We start from the raw sequence: 15020 nt of genomic DNA on the forward strand, positions 1-15020 counted from the left end.
TGCAGTTGTCCGCCTTGTCGCGCACCACTTCCATCTCGTACTCTTTCCAGCCCAGCAGCGATTCTTCAATCAGCAGCTCATTGGTTGGCGAAGCTTCCAGGCCGCGTTTGCAGATCGCTTCGAATTCTTCTTCGTTGTAGGCGATGCCGCCGCCGGAGCCGCCCATGGTGAACGATGGGCGGATGATGGTCGGGAAGCCGACTTCCTTCTGCACGGCCCAGGCTTCGTCCATCGAGTGGGCGATGCCGGAGCGCGCGGAGCCGAGACCGATCTTGGTCATCGCTTCCTTGAACTTGGCGCGGTCTTCGGCCTTGTCGATGGCTTCCGGGGTGGCGCCGATCAGCTCGACCTTGTACTTGTCCAGCACGCCGTGGCGGTGCAGGTCCAGCGCGCAGTTCAGCGCGGTCTGGCCGCCCATGGTCGGCAGGATCGCGTCCGGCTTTTCCTTGGCGATGATGCGCTCCACCACTTGCCAGGTGATCGGCTCGATGTAGGTCACGTCGGCCATTTCCGGGTCGGTCATGATGGTGGCCGGGTTGGAGTTCACCAGGATCACCTTGTAGCCCTCTTCGCGCAGGGCCTTGCACGCTTGCGCGCCGGAGTAGTCGAATTCGCAGGCCTGGCCGATGATGATCGGGCCAGCGCCAATAATCAGGATGCTTTTAATGTCAGAACGTTTTGGCATTTTTATTTCTTCTCCGCGGCTTCCATCATGGTGATGAAGCGGTCAAACAGGTAGGCGACGTCGGTCGGGCCGGGCGATGCTTCAGGGTGGCCCTGGAAGCAGAAGGCCGGCACGTCGGTGCGGGCGAAGCCCTGCAGCGAACCGTCGAACAGCGACACGTGGGTCACGCGGCAGTTGGCCGGCAGCGTGTCCGCGTCCACGGCGAAACCGTGGTTCTGCGAGGTGATCATCACCTTCTTGCTGTCCAGGTCCTGCACCGGGTGGTTGGCGCCGTGGTGGCCGAATTTCATCTTCAGGGTCTTGGCGCCGGAGGCCAGTGCCATGATCTGGTGGCCCAGGCAGATGCCGAACACCGGGATCTTCTTCGCCATGAACTCACGGGTCGCGGCAATCGCGTAATCGCATGGTTCAGGGTCGCCAGGACCGTTGGACAGGAACACGCCGTCCGGGTTCAGGGCCAGCACGTCCGCGGCGGCCGTCTGCGCCGGCACCACGGTCACCTTGCAGCCGCGCGAAGCCAGCATGCGCAGGATGTTGCGCTTGACGCCGAAGTCGTAGGCGACCACGTGGAATTTAGGATCAGCTACCTTGCCATAGCCTTTGCCCAGTTCCCACTCGGTCTCGGTCCACTCGTAGGTGGAGGCCACGGTGACCACTTTCGCCAGGTCCATGCCGGTCAGGCCCGGGAAGCTGCGCGCCAGTTCCAGCGCCTGCGCCACGGATGGCTCATTGCCCTGGGTGCCGGTCAGGATGGCGCCGGCCTGGGCGCCCTTCTCGCGCAGGATGCGGGTCAGCTTGCGGGTGTCGATACCGGCGATGGCGACGATGTTCTCGGCCTTCAGGTAATCGGACAGCGACTGGTGGGAGCGGAAATTCGAGGCGACCAGTGGGAGGTCACGGATGATCAGGCCGGCGGCATGAACTTTGGAGGCTTCGACGTCTTCGGTATTGATACCGTAGTTGCCGATGTGGGGGTAAGTCAGGGTGACGATCTGGCGGGAATAACTCGGATCGGTCAGGATCTCCTGGTAACCCGTCATGGAGGTATTGAAAACGACTTCGCCCGTCGTATGACCGGCAGCGCCAATGGAAATACCTTTAAAGATTGTTCCGTCGGCTAGTGCCAGGATGGCTGGAACGGCTGGGCCAGAAAAAAATGGCGGCAAGGGCAACTCCTGATTAAGTTACCGTAGCGACGCCACTCAGACAACCCACGGGTAACCGGGCGCAATGCCGGGCTCGCGGGTCAGATGATGATGGATGTGTGAGGTAGGCGCTACGGTCGAATGGTAATTGGCTAAACCTTTGAATTATAACCCAAAGTTCGCCCACCGGCAAGGCCGCCTTAATCTCGTTTAAGGCCCCGCAACGCCTCCGCCAGGCGCGGCACCAGGGCCGCGTGGCGCTTGTGCAGGAACAGGTACAGCGGCACCTCCTCCAGCGCCGGCTGCAGCAGATGCAGGTCGCGGTCGGCCGCCATGGCGGCGCGCGCCGCCGGGTTTTGCCGGTCCATGACGGCGACGTCGCAGCCGCCGTGGCGCAGCATGCGCAGCAGGGACGCGTCGTCGTCCATGCGCTGGCGCGGCAGCTTGCGGGTGCGCTCCTCCATCAGGGTATAGCCGCGCCGCACGCACAGCGTATGGCCGCGCAGCGCCGCCCAGCCGCCGGACACGTCGAGCTGTTTATACGAATAGGCGCTCGGCGCATACAGGAAGACCGGCTCCGGCACCGGCACCAGGTCGGGGAAGTCGCGCGCGGCCAGCATGGTGCGGCCGATGGCACCATCCAGTTCGCCCTTGTTGGCCATGACCATGCCGCGCTGCGGCGGCATCGGCTGCATGGCGACGCCGATGCCGGCACGCCTGGCGGCGGCCTGGATGACTTGCCAGGCCTCGACATGGGCCGGCGTGTTGGGGATCAGGTAGAGCTGCAAGTCCCGTCCTTGCGCAGGCAGCGCGAGCAGCGCGCACAGCAAGGCGGGCAGGAGGCGCATGACTAGTCGGCCTCGCCCGACAGTTTCTGCAGCGTGCCGTCGGCGCGCATCTGCTTCAGCGCCGCCGCCAGCTTCGGCACCAGCGCGGCGTGCCGCTTGTGCAGGTAGATATAGAGGGGCATTTCCTCCAGCGGCGGGCGCAATTGCGCCAGGCCGGCATCGGCCGCCATGGCCGCCTTCGCGGCGGGTTCGTTGCGGTCCATGATGGCGACTTCGCAACCGCCCTCTTTCAGCATGCGCAGCATGGAGGACTCATCGGCCAGCTGCTGGCGCGCCATGTCGCGCGTGCGGGCGGCGGTCAGCTGCAAGCCGCGCCGGATGCACAGTGAATACGAACGCAGCGACGGCCAGCCGCCGCGCACGTCGGGCCGCATATAGGAATAGGCAGTGGGCGCGTAGTGATAGACCGGTTCCGGCACGCGCAGCAGGTCGCTGAACTTCTGCTCGACGCCCGTGGAGCGGCCCACCGCGCCGTCGATCTGGCCCAGGTTGGCCTCGACCACGCCGCGCTCGGCCGACATGGGGCGCGCCGCCACCGCGATATTGATGCGCTTCGCCGCCGCTTCCAGCACCGGCCAGATGCGGTCGTTGACCGAATGCTGGGCAATGACGGACAGCTGCAGCTCTTCAGCGTGCAGCGGCGTCTGGCAAACTAGGCAAAATAGCAAGGCGACCGGCAGTCTCATCATTCCCCCTTGCCTGTATTCTATGAATACCTTGCCTCAACTGCAAGACTTAAGACAATGCAGCAATACCCGCCTTGGCGATTTGTGCATCTTCGTTGGATTTGACGCCAGACACGCCCACCGCGCCAACCGTGTGGCCGTCGACCACGATATTCACGCCGCCTTCCAGCGGCGCTTCCACCATCGGCACGCCGATGAAGGAATGGCGGCCGCCATTGATCATGTCTTCATAGATCTTCGATTCGCGGCGGCCCAGGGCCGACACGCGCGCCTTGGCCGGGGCGATATGCGAGGACAGGGGCGCCGCGCCATCCAGGCGCTGCAGCCACAGCAGGTGGCCACCGTCATCCACGATGGCGATGCAGACCGCCCAATTGTTCTTCAGCGCTTCGGCCTCGGCGGCGGCGGCGATCTTCTTCACGTCTTCCAGGGACAGCACTGGCTTGGTCAGCATTTTTTCTCTTCCTTCGTGTGGTTATGGCGCCGGCATTTCACGGCGCGCCTTCAGCTTCTGCTTGATCTGCGCCATGACGGCATTGGTGGCCCGCTCGCCGGCCAGCATGGCGCCGCTGCGGTTGTTGAAATCGTTGGAGGCCATCTTGCCCAGCGGCGGCTGGATCACGATATCGGCATCGCGCAGCTCCAGCTGGTTGATGCGCTGGCCCATGATGGAGAAGGTCTGCATGATCACTTCCAGCGACGAATTGGTCGCCTGCGCCTCGGCCTGGGTGGAAATGTTCACCGCGATGATGAAATCGGCCCCCATCTCACGCGCAAAGCGCACCGGCACCGGCGCCACCAGGCCGCCATCGACATAGGTATGGTCGCCGATCTTCACCGGCTGGAACACGCCCGGCACGGCCGAGCTGGCGCGCACCGCCATGCCGGTATTCCCACGCTGGAACAGGATAGGCTGGCCCGTCTTCAGGTCCGACGCCACGGCGCCGAACGGGATTTTCAGCTTCTCGATGGTGCGGTGCTGCACCGCCTTGTTGACGAAGGCCTGCAGCGCCTCGCCTTTCAGCACGCCCGAGGATTTGGTAAACAGCGGCAGGGCCCAATCGGAGATCGACGCCTCATCCAGGTCGGTCGCCATTTTCTGCAAGGCCTTGGCATCGTTGCCCGCCGCGTACAGCGCGCCCACCACGGAACCGGCGCTGGTACCCACCACCAGGTCCGGCACGATCCCCTGCGCCTCCAGCGCCTTGATCACCCCGATATGGGCAAAGCCACGCGCCGCGCCGCCGCCCAGGGCCAGGCCGATCTTGACCTTACGCTGCGGCAGGACAGACGGCGGCTGCACCGGCTGCTGCGGCGCCGGCTGCGTATGCGGATCGACCGACACCAGCGGCACATCGGTCGCCTTGACTGGCGGCGGCAAATCGGTGGTAACGGTCGTGGAAGTGGTCTGGCACCCGGCCAGCACCACGGCGGCCAGGATGGCAAGGGCAAAACGTTTTAGCTGCATGAAAAGGATAACCTGCTGTTTTTTAGGCGTGCAGATTGTACCCTAAGACGCAAAATGTCCATGTTGGGGTCAGGAAGAAAAGTGGACATTTCCTGAAGAAATGTCCACTTTTCTTCCTGCCGGCCCGCCGTACCGCCCCAACAGGGACATTTGCGATGTCAGGCGGCTTGGGCGGGCTCGGCGGGGGCGGAGGCCAGGCTTTTCGGCAGGCTGACGGTGAAGGTGCTGCCCTGCCCCGCTTCGGAGGCGATGTGCAGCTTGCCGCTGTGGCGCAGCAGCACGTGCTTGACGATGGCCAGCCCCAGGCCGGTGCCCTGGGTCTCGCGCGAGCGGCTCTTGTCGACGCGGTAGAAACGTTCGGTCAGGCGCGAGATGTGCTCGGGGTTGATGCCGATGCCGGTGTCCTGCACCTGGAACTGCACGCCGCTCGGGGTGTCTTCCCAGCGCAGGCGGATAGTGCCGCCGGCCGGGGTGTAGCGCACGGCGTTCGAGGCCAGGTTGCCGAAGGCGCTGTGCAGCTCGTCCACGTTACCCATCACGTCGCCGCCCTGCACCTCCAGCGAAATCTCGTGCTTGCCGCCCGACAGGGCGCGCGCTTCGTGCAGCACCTGCTCCAGCAGGGCGCGGATATTCACGTGCTCGGGCCGCATCGGGTGGTCCACCGATTCCAGGCGCGACAGGGTCAGCATGTCCTCGATCAGGTGCTGCATGCGCGTGCTCTGCTCCATCATCAGCTTGAGGTGGGCGGCGCGTGTTTCGGCATCGAGCTCCATCGAGGCGGCGATTTCCAGGAAACCGGCAATCACGGTCAGCGGCGTGCGCAGCTCGTGCGAGGCGTTGGCGATGAAGTCGCGCCGCATCATCTCGGCGCGCTGGGTTTCGGTGATGTCGTGCGTGACCAGGATCTGGCGCCGGTTCTCGAACGGGATGATATGCACCACCAGCTTGCGGCCGCGGAAATTCAGCGTCAGCGGCTGGTCGTAGCGGCCCAGGATCAGGTAGTCCATGAAATCGGGGCTGCGCACCAGGTTGGTCACGCGCATGCCCTTGTCGCGCGTCTGCTGCAGGCCCAGGTGCTCCTCGGCCGCCGGGTTGCACCATTCGAGGAACAGCACGTCGTCCATGATCACCACGCCGTCCGGCAGCAGGTGCATGGCCTGGCGGAAGCGCGCCAGCCATTCGGTCAGTTCGGCCTGGTTTTTCTCATCATCGCGGCGCAGGCGGTACAGGCGGGCGAAGATATCGGTCCATTCGCCCCAGCCGTCCGGCAGGCGGCCCGATTCGGGCTTTTCCAGCCATTCGCTCAGCTGGTACAGGTATTTGAGCTGGATGAAGACCGCCGCCAGCACGCCGGCAAACGCCGCCACCACGCCGGCCGCCATGCCGAACCACCACCACACCAGGCCCGCGCCGCCCAGCAGGAAGGCCAGGCGCAGCGCCACCGGCACCCAGAACACGACTTTTGGATTCATGACTTCTCCGTGAGCATATAGCCCACGCTGCGCACCGTCTTGATCAGGTGCTCGGCTTCCTTCAGCGCCTTGCGCAGGCGCAGCACGTGCACGTCCACCGTGCGCTCTTCGATCACCACATGGTCGCCCCACACCTTGTCCAGCAGCTGGCTGCGCGAGAACACGCGCTCCGGGTGGGCCATGAAGAATTTGAGCAGCTTGTACTCGGCGTGGCCGATGTCGATCTTGTTGTCATGCATGGAGACGGTGCAGCTGACCGGGTCCAGCGTGACCGGACCGGCCTTGAGCTGGGTTTCCGCCAGCTCGGGGCTCTTGCGGCGCAGCAGCGCGCGCGCCCGGGCCAGCAGCTCGCGCGGCGAGAACGGCTTGGTGATGTAGTCGTCTGCACCGCCGTTCAGGCCTGCCAGCTTGTCCTCTTCCATGCTCTTGGCGGTCAGCATGATCACCGGCACATTGGAGAAATGGCGGTCGCCGCGGATGCGGGCCAGCAGGCGCAGGCCGCTCTGGTCGGGCAGCATCCAGTCCAGCAGCACCAGCTGCGGGGTGCGGGTCTGCATGGTTTCCCACGCTTCCTGCGTGGACTGGGCCACCACGCAGTTCCAGCCGGCCTCGCGCAGCGAGAACCTTACCAGCTCGACGATCGCCGGTTCGTCTTCAACAATCAGTACAGTCGTTTTGTCGGATGCCATTGTTATGTATTACTCAGGGCTTGCCTCGGTTGGCGCGCTGCGGTTGGTGTGGCGGATATCCTTGCCTTCCACCACGTAGATCACGTATTCGGCGATATTCTTCGCGTGGTCGCCGATGCGCTCGATGGCCTTGGCCACCCACATCGTGTCCAGCGCTGCCGAGATTGTACGCGGATCTTCCATCATGAAGGTAATCAGGTTGCGCATGATGGTGCGGTACTCGTGGTCGATCACCGCGTCCTGGGCGATCAGTTCCAGCGCCTGCTTCTCATCGCTGCGGGCGAAGGCGTCCAGCGCGTCGTGCAGCAGGTCGCTGGTGGCAGTGGCGATATTGCGCACCATTTCATAGTGGTTCAGGGTCACCGCGCCGCGCGCATGCAGGGCTTTGGAGATGCGCGCAATCTTGGCCGCTTCGTCGCCGATGCGTTCCAGGTCGGTGATCACCTTGATGGTGGCCATCACGGTGCGCAGGTCGTTGGCGGTCGGCTGGCGCTTCACGATCAGGTGGCTGCACTGGTCGTCCAGCTGCACTTCCAGCTGGTTGACGTTGGCGTCTTCGGCAATCACGCGCTCGGCGCGTTCCATATTGCCGATGCGGAAGCAGGTCATCGCGTCCAGGAACTGGGTTTCAACCATGCCGCCCATCAGCAGCACTTTGGAGCGGATGCCTTCGAGTTCGGTGTCGTAGGCCTTGGAAGAGTGTTCGCCCATCATAATCTGTTCTCTCTCTTTTTCTGATTAGCCAAAGCGGCCGGTAATGTAGTCCTGGGTCTCTTTGCGCACAGGATTCATGAAGATCTGGTCGGTCTCGCCGAATTCCACCAGCTCGCCCAGGTACATGTAGGCGGTGTAGTCGGAGCAGCGCGCGGCCTGCTGCATATTGTGGGTCACGATGGCGATGGTGTAGTCCTCTTTCAGCTCGGAGATCAGTTCTTCGATCTTGGAGGTGGAAATCGGGTCCAGCGCGGAAGTCGGTTCGTCCAGCAGCAGCACGTCGGGCTTGACCGCCACGCCGCGCGCGATGCACAGGCGCTGCTGCTGGCCGCCGGACAGCGACAGGCCGCTCTTGGTCAGCTTGTCCTTCACCTCGCCCCACAGCGCGGCCTTCTTCAGCGCCCATTCCACGCGCTCGTCCATCTCGCCCTTGGACAGGTCTTCGTACAGGCGCACGCCGAAGGCGATGTTGTCGTAGATCGACATCGGGAACGGGGTCGGCTTCTGGAACACCATGCCCACCTTGGCGCGCAGCATGTTCACGTCCAGGCCCGCTTCCAGGATGTTGTGGCCGCGGTAGCGGATCGAGCCCTCGGCGCGCTGGCCCGGGTACAGGTCGTACATGCGGTTCAGGGTGCGCAGCAGGGTCGATTTGCCGCAGCCGGACGGGCCGATGAAGGCGGTGACCTTCTTCTCGTGAATATCGAGGTTGACGTTGTGCAGGCTGCGCGTCTTACCGTAGTAGAAGTTCAGGCCGGAGATTTCAATGATTTTGCTAACTTGGGTCATGATCTGTACTCGTTATTTTGGTGCTTTTTGTGCAAACACGGTGCGCGACAGGATGTTCAGTGCCAGGACGCTGAAGGTCACCAGCAGTGCGCCGCCCCAGGCCAGTTCGCGCCAGTTGTCGTATGGGCTCATCGCATACAGGTAGATCACTACCGGCAGGTTGGACAGCGGCTGGTTCATGTCGGTGCTGAAGAACTGGTTGTTCAACGCGGTGAACAGCAGCGGCGCGGTTTCGCCGGACACGCGGGCCACGGCCAGCAGCACACCGGTGATCACGCCGGCTTTGACGGCGCGCAGGCGCACCATCATCGATACCTTCCAGCGCGGCGCGCCCAGGGCGTAGGCCGCCTCCAGCAGGGAGTTCGGCACCAGCTTGAGCATATTGTCGGTAGTGCGCACCACCACCGGGATGGCGATCAGCGACAGCGCCAGCGAACCGGCGAAGCCGGAGAAGTGCTTCACATTGGCCACGTACATGGCGTACACGAACAGGCCGATCACGATCGACGGCGCCGACAGCATGATGTCGGTGACGAAGCGGGTCAGCTGGGCCACCTTGTTCTCTTCGCCGTATTCGGCCAGGTAGATGCCGGCCAGGATGCCGATCGGGGTCGACACCGCGGTCGACAGGCCGACCATCATCAGCGAGCCGACGATGGCGTTGCGCAGGCCGCCGCCGTCGGTGGACGGGGCCGGGGTGTCGGCCAGGAACAGGTTCGCGCTCAGGGCCGAGAAACCGTTGATCAGCAACGTGGCCAGGATCCACAGCAGGGCAAACACGCCCAGTGCCATGGCCGATACCGACAGGGCCATGCCGATGCGGTGCACCAGCAGGCGGCGGCGGTAGACAGGGTTCTTCACTTGGATCATTTCACGCCCTCCTTGCGCGACAGGCCCATCAACATCAGCTTGGCGGCGGACAGGACGATCAGGGTGATAACAAACAGGATCAGGCCGAGCGCGAACAGCGAGGACACGTGCAGCTTGGTCGAAGCTTCGGCAAACTCGTTGGCCAGGGTCGAGGCGATCGAGTTACCGGGCGAGAACAGCGAGGTCGGCAGCTTGTTGGCGTTACCGATCACGAAGGTCACCGCCATGGTTTCGCCCAGGGCGCGGCCCAGGCCCAGCATGACGCCGCCCACGACGCCAGTCTTGGTGTATGGCAGCACGATCTTGCGCACCACTTCCCAGCGGGTGCAACCAAGGCCGTAGGCCGACTCTTTCAGCACGGCCGGCACGATCTCGAACACGTCGCGCATGACGGAAGCGATGAACGGGATGATCATCACCGCCAGGATCAGGCCGGCGGTCAGGATGCCGATGCCCATGGTCGGGCCTTTGAACAGCGCGCCGATCAGGGGCAAGGAACCGAAGGTGGTTTTCAGCAGCGGCTGCACGAATTCGCTGAACATCGGCGCGAACACGAACATACCCCACATGCCGTAGATAATCGACGGCACGCCGGCCAGCAGCTCGACGGCGGTGCCGAGCGGACGGCGCAGCCAGACCGGGCACACCTCGGTCAGGAACAGCGCGATGCCGAAGGACACCGGGAAGGCGATCAGCAGCGCAATGCCGGCGCTGGCCAGGGTGCCGACGATGGCAATGGCGGCGCCGTACTTGTCGTTGACCGGATCCCATTCGACGGTGGTGATGAAGCCCGGGCCGAACTCGCTCAGGGCCGGCATGGCGCCGTTGATGAGGGAAATGATAATGCCGACCAGTACAAACAGTACGGTCAGCGCGAATACCATGGTGATCTTGTGGAAGAACCAGTCCTGGATGCGCTGGCGGCGCACGACGGACTGCATGGCAGCGACGGAAGCACTCGCGGTGGCGGGCTCCGCTAACTGGATAGGCGTTGGTGAGGTGATTTCTGCACTCATGATTTGTATTTTGGTTTAGCTAACCGGGGCGTCCTGCTCTCAAGGCGCCCCGCTCAGCTTCCTTTTTCAAACCCGGGAAACCAGGGTCTGACCCAAGGGTCAGACCCCGTCAGCGCCGCTTGCGGTGGAGGGGTCAGACCCTTGGGTCTGACCCTGGTTCCCCGGGGTAAAAGGAACAATTAATACAGCGCCTTACCGGACGCATCCTTCAGGTTAGCCTTCCAGGACGACTGCACTTGCTTGACCACAGTGTCAGGCAGCGGCACATAGTCCAGTTCCAGGGCAGCAGCGTCGCCGTTCTTGAACGCCCAGTCGAAGAACTTGATCACTTCCTTGCCCTTGTTGGCGTCAGCCTGCTGCTTGTGCATCAGGATGAAAGACACGCCGGTAATTGGCCAGGAGGTCTTGCCAGCCTGGTCGGTCAGCACCACGCCGAAGCCTGGGGTCTTGCTCCATTCCGCGTTGGCGGCAGCGGCCTTGAAGTTGTCGTCGTCCGGCTGGATGAAGTTGCCATCCTTGTTCTTCAGCTGGGTGTGCGCGATCTTGTTCTTCTTGGCGTAAGCCCACTCCACATAACCGATCGCGCCCTTGATACGCTGCACGTTGGCGGCAACGCCGTCGTTACCCTTGCCACCCACGCCGGTTGGCCACTTCAGGGCGGTGCCGGCACCAACCTTGGTCTTGAACTCCGGGTTCACTTTCGACAGGTAGTCGGTGAACAGGAAGGAGGTGCCGGAGCCGTCAGCGCGGTACACCACGGTGATTTCAGCGGCTGGCAGCTTCACGCCCGGGTTCAGGGCAGCGATGGCTGGGTTGTTCCACTCGGTGATCTTGCCCAGGTAGATATCGGCGATCACCGGGCCGGTCAGCTTCAGCTGGCCTGGGGCGATACCGTCCAGGTTCACCACGGTGACCACGCCGCCCATGATGGCCGGGAACTGCATCAGGCCGTCCGCATCCAGCTCTTCAGCTTTCAGCGGCATGTCGGACGCGCCGAAATCGACGGTCTTGGCTTTGATCTGCTTGATACCGGCGCCGGAACCTACCGATTGGTAGTTCAGGCCGTTGCCGGTGGATGCCTTGTAGGCTTCAGCCCACTTGGCGTAAATCGGATAAGGGAAAGTTGCGCCTGCACCGGTCATGTCCGCAGCGAAGGCGGTCGAGAACGCCATTGCCGCGGATGCGCCAACAACGAAGGAGGTCAACAACTGTTTCATACGCATATCAAAGGTCCTTGTCAGGGGTTGGGGTTTGAATGCTGCGCAGTCTATGACGTCAATATGACAGCTTTATGACACGTCGAAATAAAGTTTAGGACGTAGTCACAAACTTGTCATATTTCCAAATTACACTAAATTACATCCATAAAATAATGCTAAGATGACAAGCATGACGAAGTCCCACGTTTCCTTCCTCGACCGAGAACTCTCCCAGTTGGCGTTCAATCGCCGCGTGATGGCGCAAGCCGAAGATCCCCACATTCCCGTGCTGGAACGGCTGCGCTACCTGTGCATTGTCAGCAGCAACCTGGATGAGTTCTTTGAAGTCAGGGTCGCCAGCCTGCTGGCGGCGGCCAGCCTGGACGGCGACCTGGACGACCACCCTGCCCTGGCCGCCACCTTGGAACGGGTCTCCAACGAATGTCATGAACTGGTCAAACGCCAGTACGAAATATTTAATACGGCAGTCTTGCCGGAAATGAAAGCCCAGGGCATCCACATCGTGCGCCACAGCCAGCGCAACGAAGCGCAGCGCGCCTGGGTCAAGGAGTATTTCGAGCGCGAAGTGCGCCCCCTACTGACCCCGATCGGCCTGGACCCGGCCCACCCGTTCCCGCAGGTTGTAAACAAGAGCCTCAATTTCATCGTCGCCCTGAACGGCAAGGACGCCTTCGGCCGCGGCACCGCCATCGCCATCGTCAAGGCCCCGCGCGTGCTGCCGCGCGTGATCCGCCTGCCGGACCACCTGTCGAAAGACGGCGGCGTATCGTTCGTGCTGCTGTCCTCCATCATCCACGCCCATATATCCGAGCTGTTTGCCGGACGCGACGTGCTGGCCTACTCCCAGTTCCGCGTCACGCGCGATTCCGACCTGTGGGTGGATGAGGATGAAGTGAAAAACCTGCGCCAGGCCCTGAAAGGCGAGCTGCAAGGCCGCGCCTACGGCCGCTCGGTGCGGATAGAGGTGGCCAAGAACTGCCCGCCGGAACTGTCGCAATTCCTGCTCGACCAGTTCGGCCTGGACCAGACCCGCCTGTACCGCGTGGACGGCCCGGTCAATATGGTGCGCCTGGGCGAAATTGTGGAACAGGCGCGCCGGCCCGAGCTGCGCTTCCCGCCGTTTGCCGCCGGCGTGCTGGCCAAGACCGTCAACAACGACATCTTCGCCACCATCCGCAAGCACGACATCCTGCTGCACCACCCGTTCCAGAGCTTCCAGACGGTTATCGACTTCATCCGCAGCGCCGCACTCGACCCGGCCGTGGTGGCGATCAAGCAGACCGTCTACCGCACCGGCATGAACTCCGACCTGATGGAGGCGTTGATCGCGGCCGCCCGCAGCGGCAAGGAAGTGACCGTCGTGGTGGAACTGATGGCGCGCTTCGACGAGGAAGCCAATATCAACTGGGCCGACAAATTGGAGCAAGCCGGCGCCCAGGTGGTGTACGGCGTGGTGGGCCTGAAGACCCACGCCAAGATCGCCCTGGTGATCCGCCGAGAAGAAGGCGGCCTAGCCTATTACGCCCACCTTGGCACAGGCAACTACCACCCCACCACGACCAAGTTCTACACCGACTTCGGCATGCTGAGCTGCCAGCCCGAGCTGGGACGCGACGTCAACGAAGTCTTCATGCACCTGACCAGCCTGGCCAAGCCGCAGCGCATGCACCACCTGTGGCTGGCCCCGTTCGCCTTGCAGGACCAGATCATCAAAGCCATCAAAAACGAGGCAAAGATCGCGAAAGCCGGGCGTCCAGGCCGGATTATCGCTAAAATCAACGCATTAACCGATGAACCGGTGATCCGCGCCCTGTATGCCGCCTCGCGCGATGGCGTGAAGATCGACCTGATCGTACGCGGCGCCTGCATGCTGAAGCCTGGCGTGCCCGGCCTGTCCGAAAACATCCGCGTGCGCTCCATCATCGGCCGCTTCCTGGAACATAGCCGCATTTATTACTTCCGCAACGATTTGGCCCACGACGTGATGCTGGCCAGCGCGGACTGGATGAACCGCAACCTGCTGCGCCGCATTGAAGTGGCGTTCCCGGTCCTGGACCGGGCCCTGAAACGGCGTGTCGTTGCGGAAGGTTTGACGCCTTACCTGAAGGATAACTCCAACGCATGGGAGCTGGACGACCACGGGGTGTATCACCGCCGCAAACCGCGCGGCAAGCAAAAGCCCTTCAGCGCCCAGCAGCACCTGATGGAGTCGCTTGGTACCCCGGCCGACGTGCCGGCGGAATGAAGCCAGCTCAAGGGAGGAAGTATGGACCTGATCTTGTGGCGCCACGCAGAAGCTGAACCAGGCCAGCCTGGCCTGGATGATATGGACCGCGCGCTCACGGCCAAAGGCCATAAGCAGGCACGCCGCATGGGCCAGTGGCTCGATTCCGTCCTGCCGGAAAACTGCCGCATCCTGGTCAGCCCTGCCACGCGCACGGTGCAGACGGTGGCCGGCCTGGGCCGCAAATACAAAATCCACCCCGACCTCGCGCCCGGCGCCGATCCCTCCGACATCCTGAAGGCGGCCAACTGGCCCGCCTCCAAGGAAGCCGTGCTGGTGGTCGGCCACCAGCCAACCCTGGGCCAGGCCGCCGCCCTGCTGATGATGGGCGACGACGGCGACTGGGAAATGAAGAAAGGCGCAGCCTGGTGGTTCGTGCAGCGCGAGGCGGACGACCCGTCCAGTTTCTATCTGAAAGCGGTGATGCAGCCGGACCTGGTAACGAAGTAATGGCTGCCCCATCAGCTCCCCATCCAAGGTAATCGGGACGTTGCGATGACAAACGAACGACTCTTGCGTCAGGAAGATAGCAATAGCATCAATACGCGTGTCCTCGCCGATTCCAAGAACAAATCCGCCAGAAAGCTGCTTCCTTATTCGATCATCCTGGGTTCGGCATGCGCCATCGTAGGATTAACCTTTTCTACCATCATGGAGGCGCTTTTTCCTGCACCAGATTCGCCATTGGCAGGGGAAGCAATATTCAAACAAGACATCTTTTACGTCTACTTTGTTGCCTCGATCTGGGGGCCGCTATATGAAACGCTAATAGCCCAGGCAATGCCGGTTTACCTCACGACAAGGCTTACACAGAACCAAAGTATTGCTCTGTTCATGTCCGCGACAATTTTCGCGGTCGGCCATGTGATGGGTGGTGGCGGCATGATACAGATGATCGTGACGTTCCTGTACGGTCTGTTATTTGCACACTTCTATATCAAGTGGAAACTCGATCATGGCTGGAAAATGGCGACCGGCGCAGTGGCATTGGCACACGGCATAAACAACACACTGATCCTATCGGCGGCAAAACTCTCCTGATGCGGAGGAGCGACGCTTGCGAAAATAGTTGTTGCTGCTGGGCTTGTAATTGCAAGTCTGTCTGCTAGAGTTTAATTGTATCAACTCTAGGGA

The 15020-nt window shown here is 62.5% G+C and carries 15 protein-coding genes and 1 pseudogene; 3 read left to right on the forward strand and 13 right to left on the reverse strand.

Going from position 1 to position 15020, the window contains the following annotated elements; all coding sequences use genetic code 11:
* From carB to pstS, 13 genes and pseudogenes are all read right to left on the reverse strand, one after another.
* Positions 1-685, reverse strand: a pseudogene (carB, locus tag ACE3TQ_RS25595) (carbamoyl phosphate synthase large subunit); the annotation flags it as partial.
* A gap of 2 nt (positions 686-687) precedes the next feature.
* Positions 688-1851, reverse strand: a complete 1164-nt coding sequence (carA, locus tag ACE3TQ_RS25600) for a glutamine-hydrolyzing carbamoyl-phosphate synthase small subunit (RefSeq protein ID WP_374586360.1) — start codon at positions 1849-1851, stop codon at positions 688-690.
* A 179-nt stretch (positions 1852-2030) separates the two neighbouring features.
* A complete protein-coding gene (locus ACE3TQ_RS25605; RefSeq protein WP_374586362.1) occupies positions 2031-2678 on the reverse strand; it encodes a substrate-binding periplasmic protein in 648 nt (215 codons plus the stop codon).
* 2 nt (positions 2679-2680) lie between these two features.
* Positions 2681-3367 (reverse strand): substrate-binding periplasmic protein, encoded by a 687-nt coding sequence (locus tag ACE3TQ_RS25610; protein ID WP_374586364.1) that lies wholly within the window; start codon positions 3365-3367, stop codon positions 2681-2683.
* Between the two features lie 46 nt (positions 3368-3413).
* On the reverse strand, positions 3414-3818 hold the full coding sequence (locus ACE3TQ_RS25615; protein ID WP_374586366.1) for a heme-binding protein: 405 nt from the start codon (positions 3816-3818) through the stop codon (positions 3414-3416).
* 21 nt (positions 3819-3839) lie between these two features.
* Positions 3840-4832 (reverse strand): patatin-like phospholipase family protein, encoded by a 993-nt coding sequence (locus ACE3TQ_RS25620; RefSeq protein WP_374586368.1) that lies wholly within the window; start codon positions 4830-4832, stop codon positions 3840-3842.
* A gap of 158 nt (positions 4833-4990) precedes the next feature.
* Positions 4991-6304 (reverse strand): phosphate regulon sensor histidine kinase PhoR, encoded by a 1314-nt coding sequence (phoR, locus tag ACE3TQ_RS25625; protein WP_374586370.1) that lies wholly within the window; start codon positions 6302-6304, stop codon positions 4991-4993.
* The gene (gene phoB / locus ACE3TQ_RS25630) at positions 6301-6993 is read right to left on the reverse strand and encodes a phosphate regulon transcriptional regulator PhoB (RefSeq protein WP_374586372.1); all 693 of its coding nucleotides are present in this window, start codon (positions 6991-6993) and stop codon (positions 6301-6303) included. The genes phoR and phoB overlap by 4 nt, the downstream gene beginning before the upstream one ends.
* A 9-nt stretch (positions 6994-7002) precedes the next feature.
* A complete protein-coding gene (gene phoU, locus ACE3TQ_RS25635) occupies positions 7003-7707 on the reverse strand; it encodes a phosphate signaling complex protein PhoU (RefSeq protein WP_374586374.1) in 705 nt (234 codons plus the stop codon).
* Positions 7708-7731: 24 nt separating this feature from the next.
* Entirely contained in the window at positions 7732-8496 is a 765-nt protein-coding gene (pstB, locus tag ACE3TQ_RS25640; protein WP_374586376.1) for a phosphate ABC transporter ATP-binding protein PstB, read from the reverse strand.
* A 12-nt stretch (positions 8497-8508) separates the two neighbouring features.
* The gene (gene pstA, locus ACE3TQ_RS25645) at positions 8509-9366 is read right to left on the reverse strand and encodes a phosphate ABC transporter permease PstA (RefSeq protein ID WP_374586377.1); all 858 of its coding nucleotides are present in this window, start codon (positions 9364-9366) and stop codon (positions 8509-8511) included.
* The gene (pstC, locus tag ACE3TQ_RS25650; RefSeq protein ID WP_374586379.1) at positions 9363-10382 is read right to left on the reverse strand and encodes a phosphate ABC transporter permease subunit PstC; all 1020 of its coding nucleotides are present in this window, start codon (positions 10380-10382) and stop codon (positions 9363-9365) included. The genes pstA and pstC overlap by 4 nt, the downstream gene beginning before the upstream one ends.
* 179 nt (positions 10383-10561) lie before the next feature.
* Positions 10562-11605, reverse strand: coding sequence for a phosphate ABC transporter substrate-binding protein PstS (gene pstS / locus ACE3TQ_RS25655; protein ID WP_374586381.1), 1044 nt, complete (start codon positions 11603-11605; stop codon positions 10562-10564).
* A 166-nt stretch (positions 11606-11771) separates the two neighbouring features.
* Here pstS and ppk1 point away from each other — a divergent pair, with 166 nt between their 5' ends.
* From ppk1 to ACE3TQ_RS25670, 3 genes are read left to right on the forward strand one after another with little or no spacing between them, the layout of a single operon-like run.
* A complete protein-coding gene (gene ppk1 / locus ACE3TQ_RS25660) occupies positions 11772-13847 on the forward strand; it encodes a polyphosphate kinase 1 (protein WP_374586383.1) in 2076 nt (691 codons plus the stop codon).
* Positions 13848-13868: 21 nt separating this feature from the next.
* Complete coding sequence (gene sixA, locus ACE3TQ_RS25665) at positions 13869-14336, forward strand: phosphohistidine phosphatase SixA (RefSeq protein ID WP_374586385.1); 468 nt, start codon at positions 13869-13871, stop codon at positions 14334-14336.
* Between the two features lie 45 nt (positions 14337-14381).
* Positions 14382-14927, forward strand: coding sequence for a type II CAAX prenyl endopeptidase Rce1 family protein (locus ACE3TQ_RS25670; protein WP_374586387.1), 546 nt, complete (start codon positions 14382-14384; stop codon positions 14925-14927).
* Positions 14928-15020: the final 93 nt, after the last annotated feature.

Origin of the sequence: Pseudoduganella sp., assembly GCF_041914865.1 — a bacterium.
Taxonomy (GTDB): Bacteria; Pseudomonadota; Gammaproteobacteria; order Burkholderiales; family Burkholderiaceae_D; genus Rugamonas.

Coding starts and splice junctions, on each gene's coding strand:
- phoR (WP_374586370.1), bottom strand. CDS start 6,304: ATGAATCCAAAAGTCGTGTTCTGGGTGCCGGTGGCGCTGCGCCTGGCC.
- ACE3TQ_RS25605 (WP_374586362.1), bottom strand. CDS start 2,678: ATGCGCCTCCTGCCCGCCTTGCTGTGCGCGCTGCTCGCGCTGCCTGCG.
- phoB (WP_374586372.1), bottom strand. CDS start 6,993: ATGGCATCCGACAAAACGACTGTACTGATTGTTGAAGACGAACCGGCG.
- ACE3TQ_RS25615 (WP_374586366.1), bottom strand. CDS start 3,818: ATGCTGACCAAGCCAGTGCTGTCCCTGGAAGACGTGAAGAAGATCGCC.
- pstA (WP_374586377.1), bottom strand. CDS start 9,366: ATGATCCAAGTGAAGAACCCTGTCTACCGCCGCCGCCTGCTGGTGCAC.
- ACE3TQ_RS25670 (WP_374586387.1), top strand. CDS start 14,382: ATGACAAACGAACGACTCTTGCGTCAGGAAGATAGCAATAGCATCAAT.
- pstC (WP_374586379.1), bottom strand. CDS start 10,382: ATGAGTGCAGAAATCACCTCACCAACGCCTATCCAGTTAGCGGAGCCC.
- phoU (WP_374586374.1), bottom strand. CDS start 7,707: ATGATGGGCGAACACTCTTCCAAGGCCTACGACACCGAACTCGAAGGC.
- pstS (WP_374586381.1), bottom strand. CDS start 11,605: ATGCGTATGAAACAGTTGTTGACCTCCTTCGTTGTTGGCGCATCCGCG.
- ppk1 (WP_374586383.1), top strand. CDS start 11,772: ATGACGAAGTCCCACGTTTCCTTCCTCGACCGAGAACTCTCCCAGTTG.
- sixA (WP_374586385.1), top strand. CDS start 13,869: ATGGACCTGATCTTGTGGCGCCACGCAGAAGCTGAACCAGGCCAGCCT.
- pstB (WP_374586376.1), bottom strand. CDS start 8,496: ATGACCCAAGTTAGCAAAATCATTGAAATCTCCGGCCTGAACTTCTAC.
- ACE3TQ_RS25620 (WP_374586368.1), bottom strand. CDS start 4,832: ATGCAGCTAAAACGTTTTGCCCTTGCCATCCTGGCCGCCGTGGTGCTG.
- ACE3TQ_RS25610 (WP_374586364.1), bottom strand. CDS start 3,367: ATGATGAGACTGCCGGTCGCCTTGCTATTTTGCCTAGTTTGCCAGACG.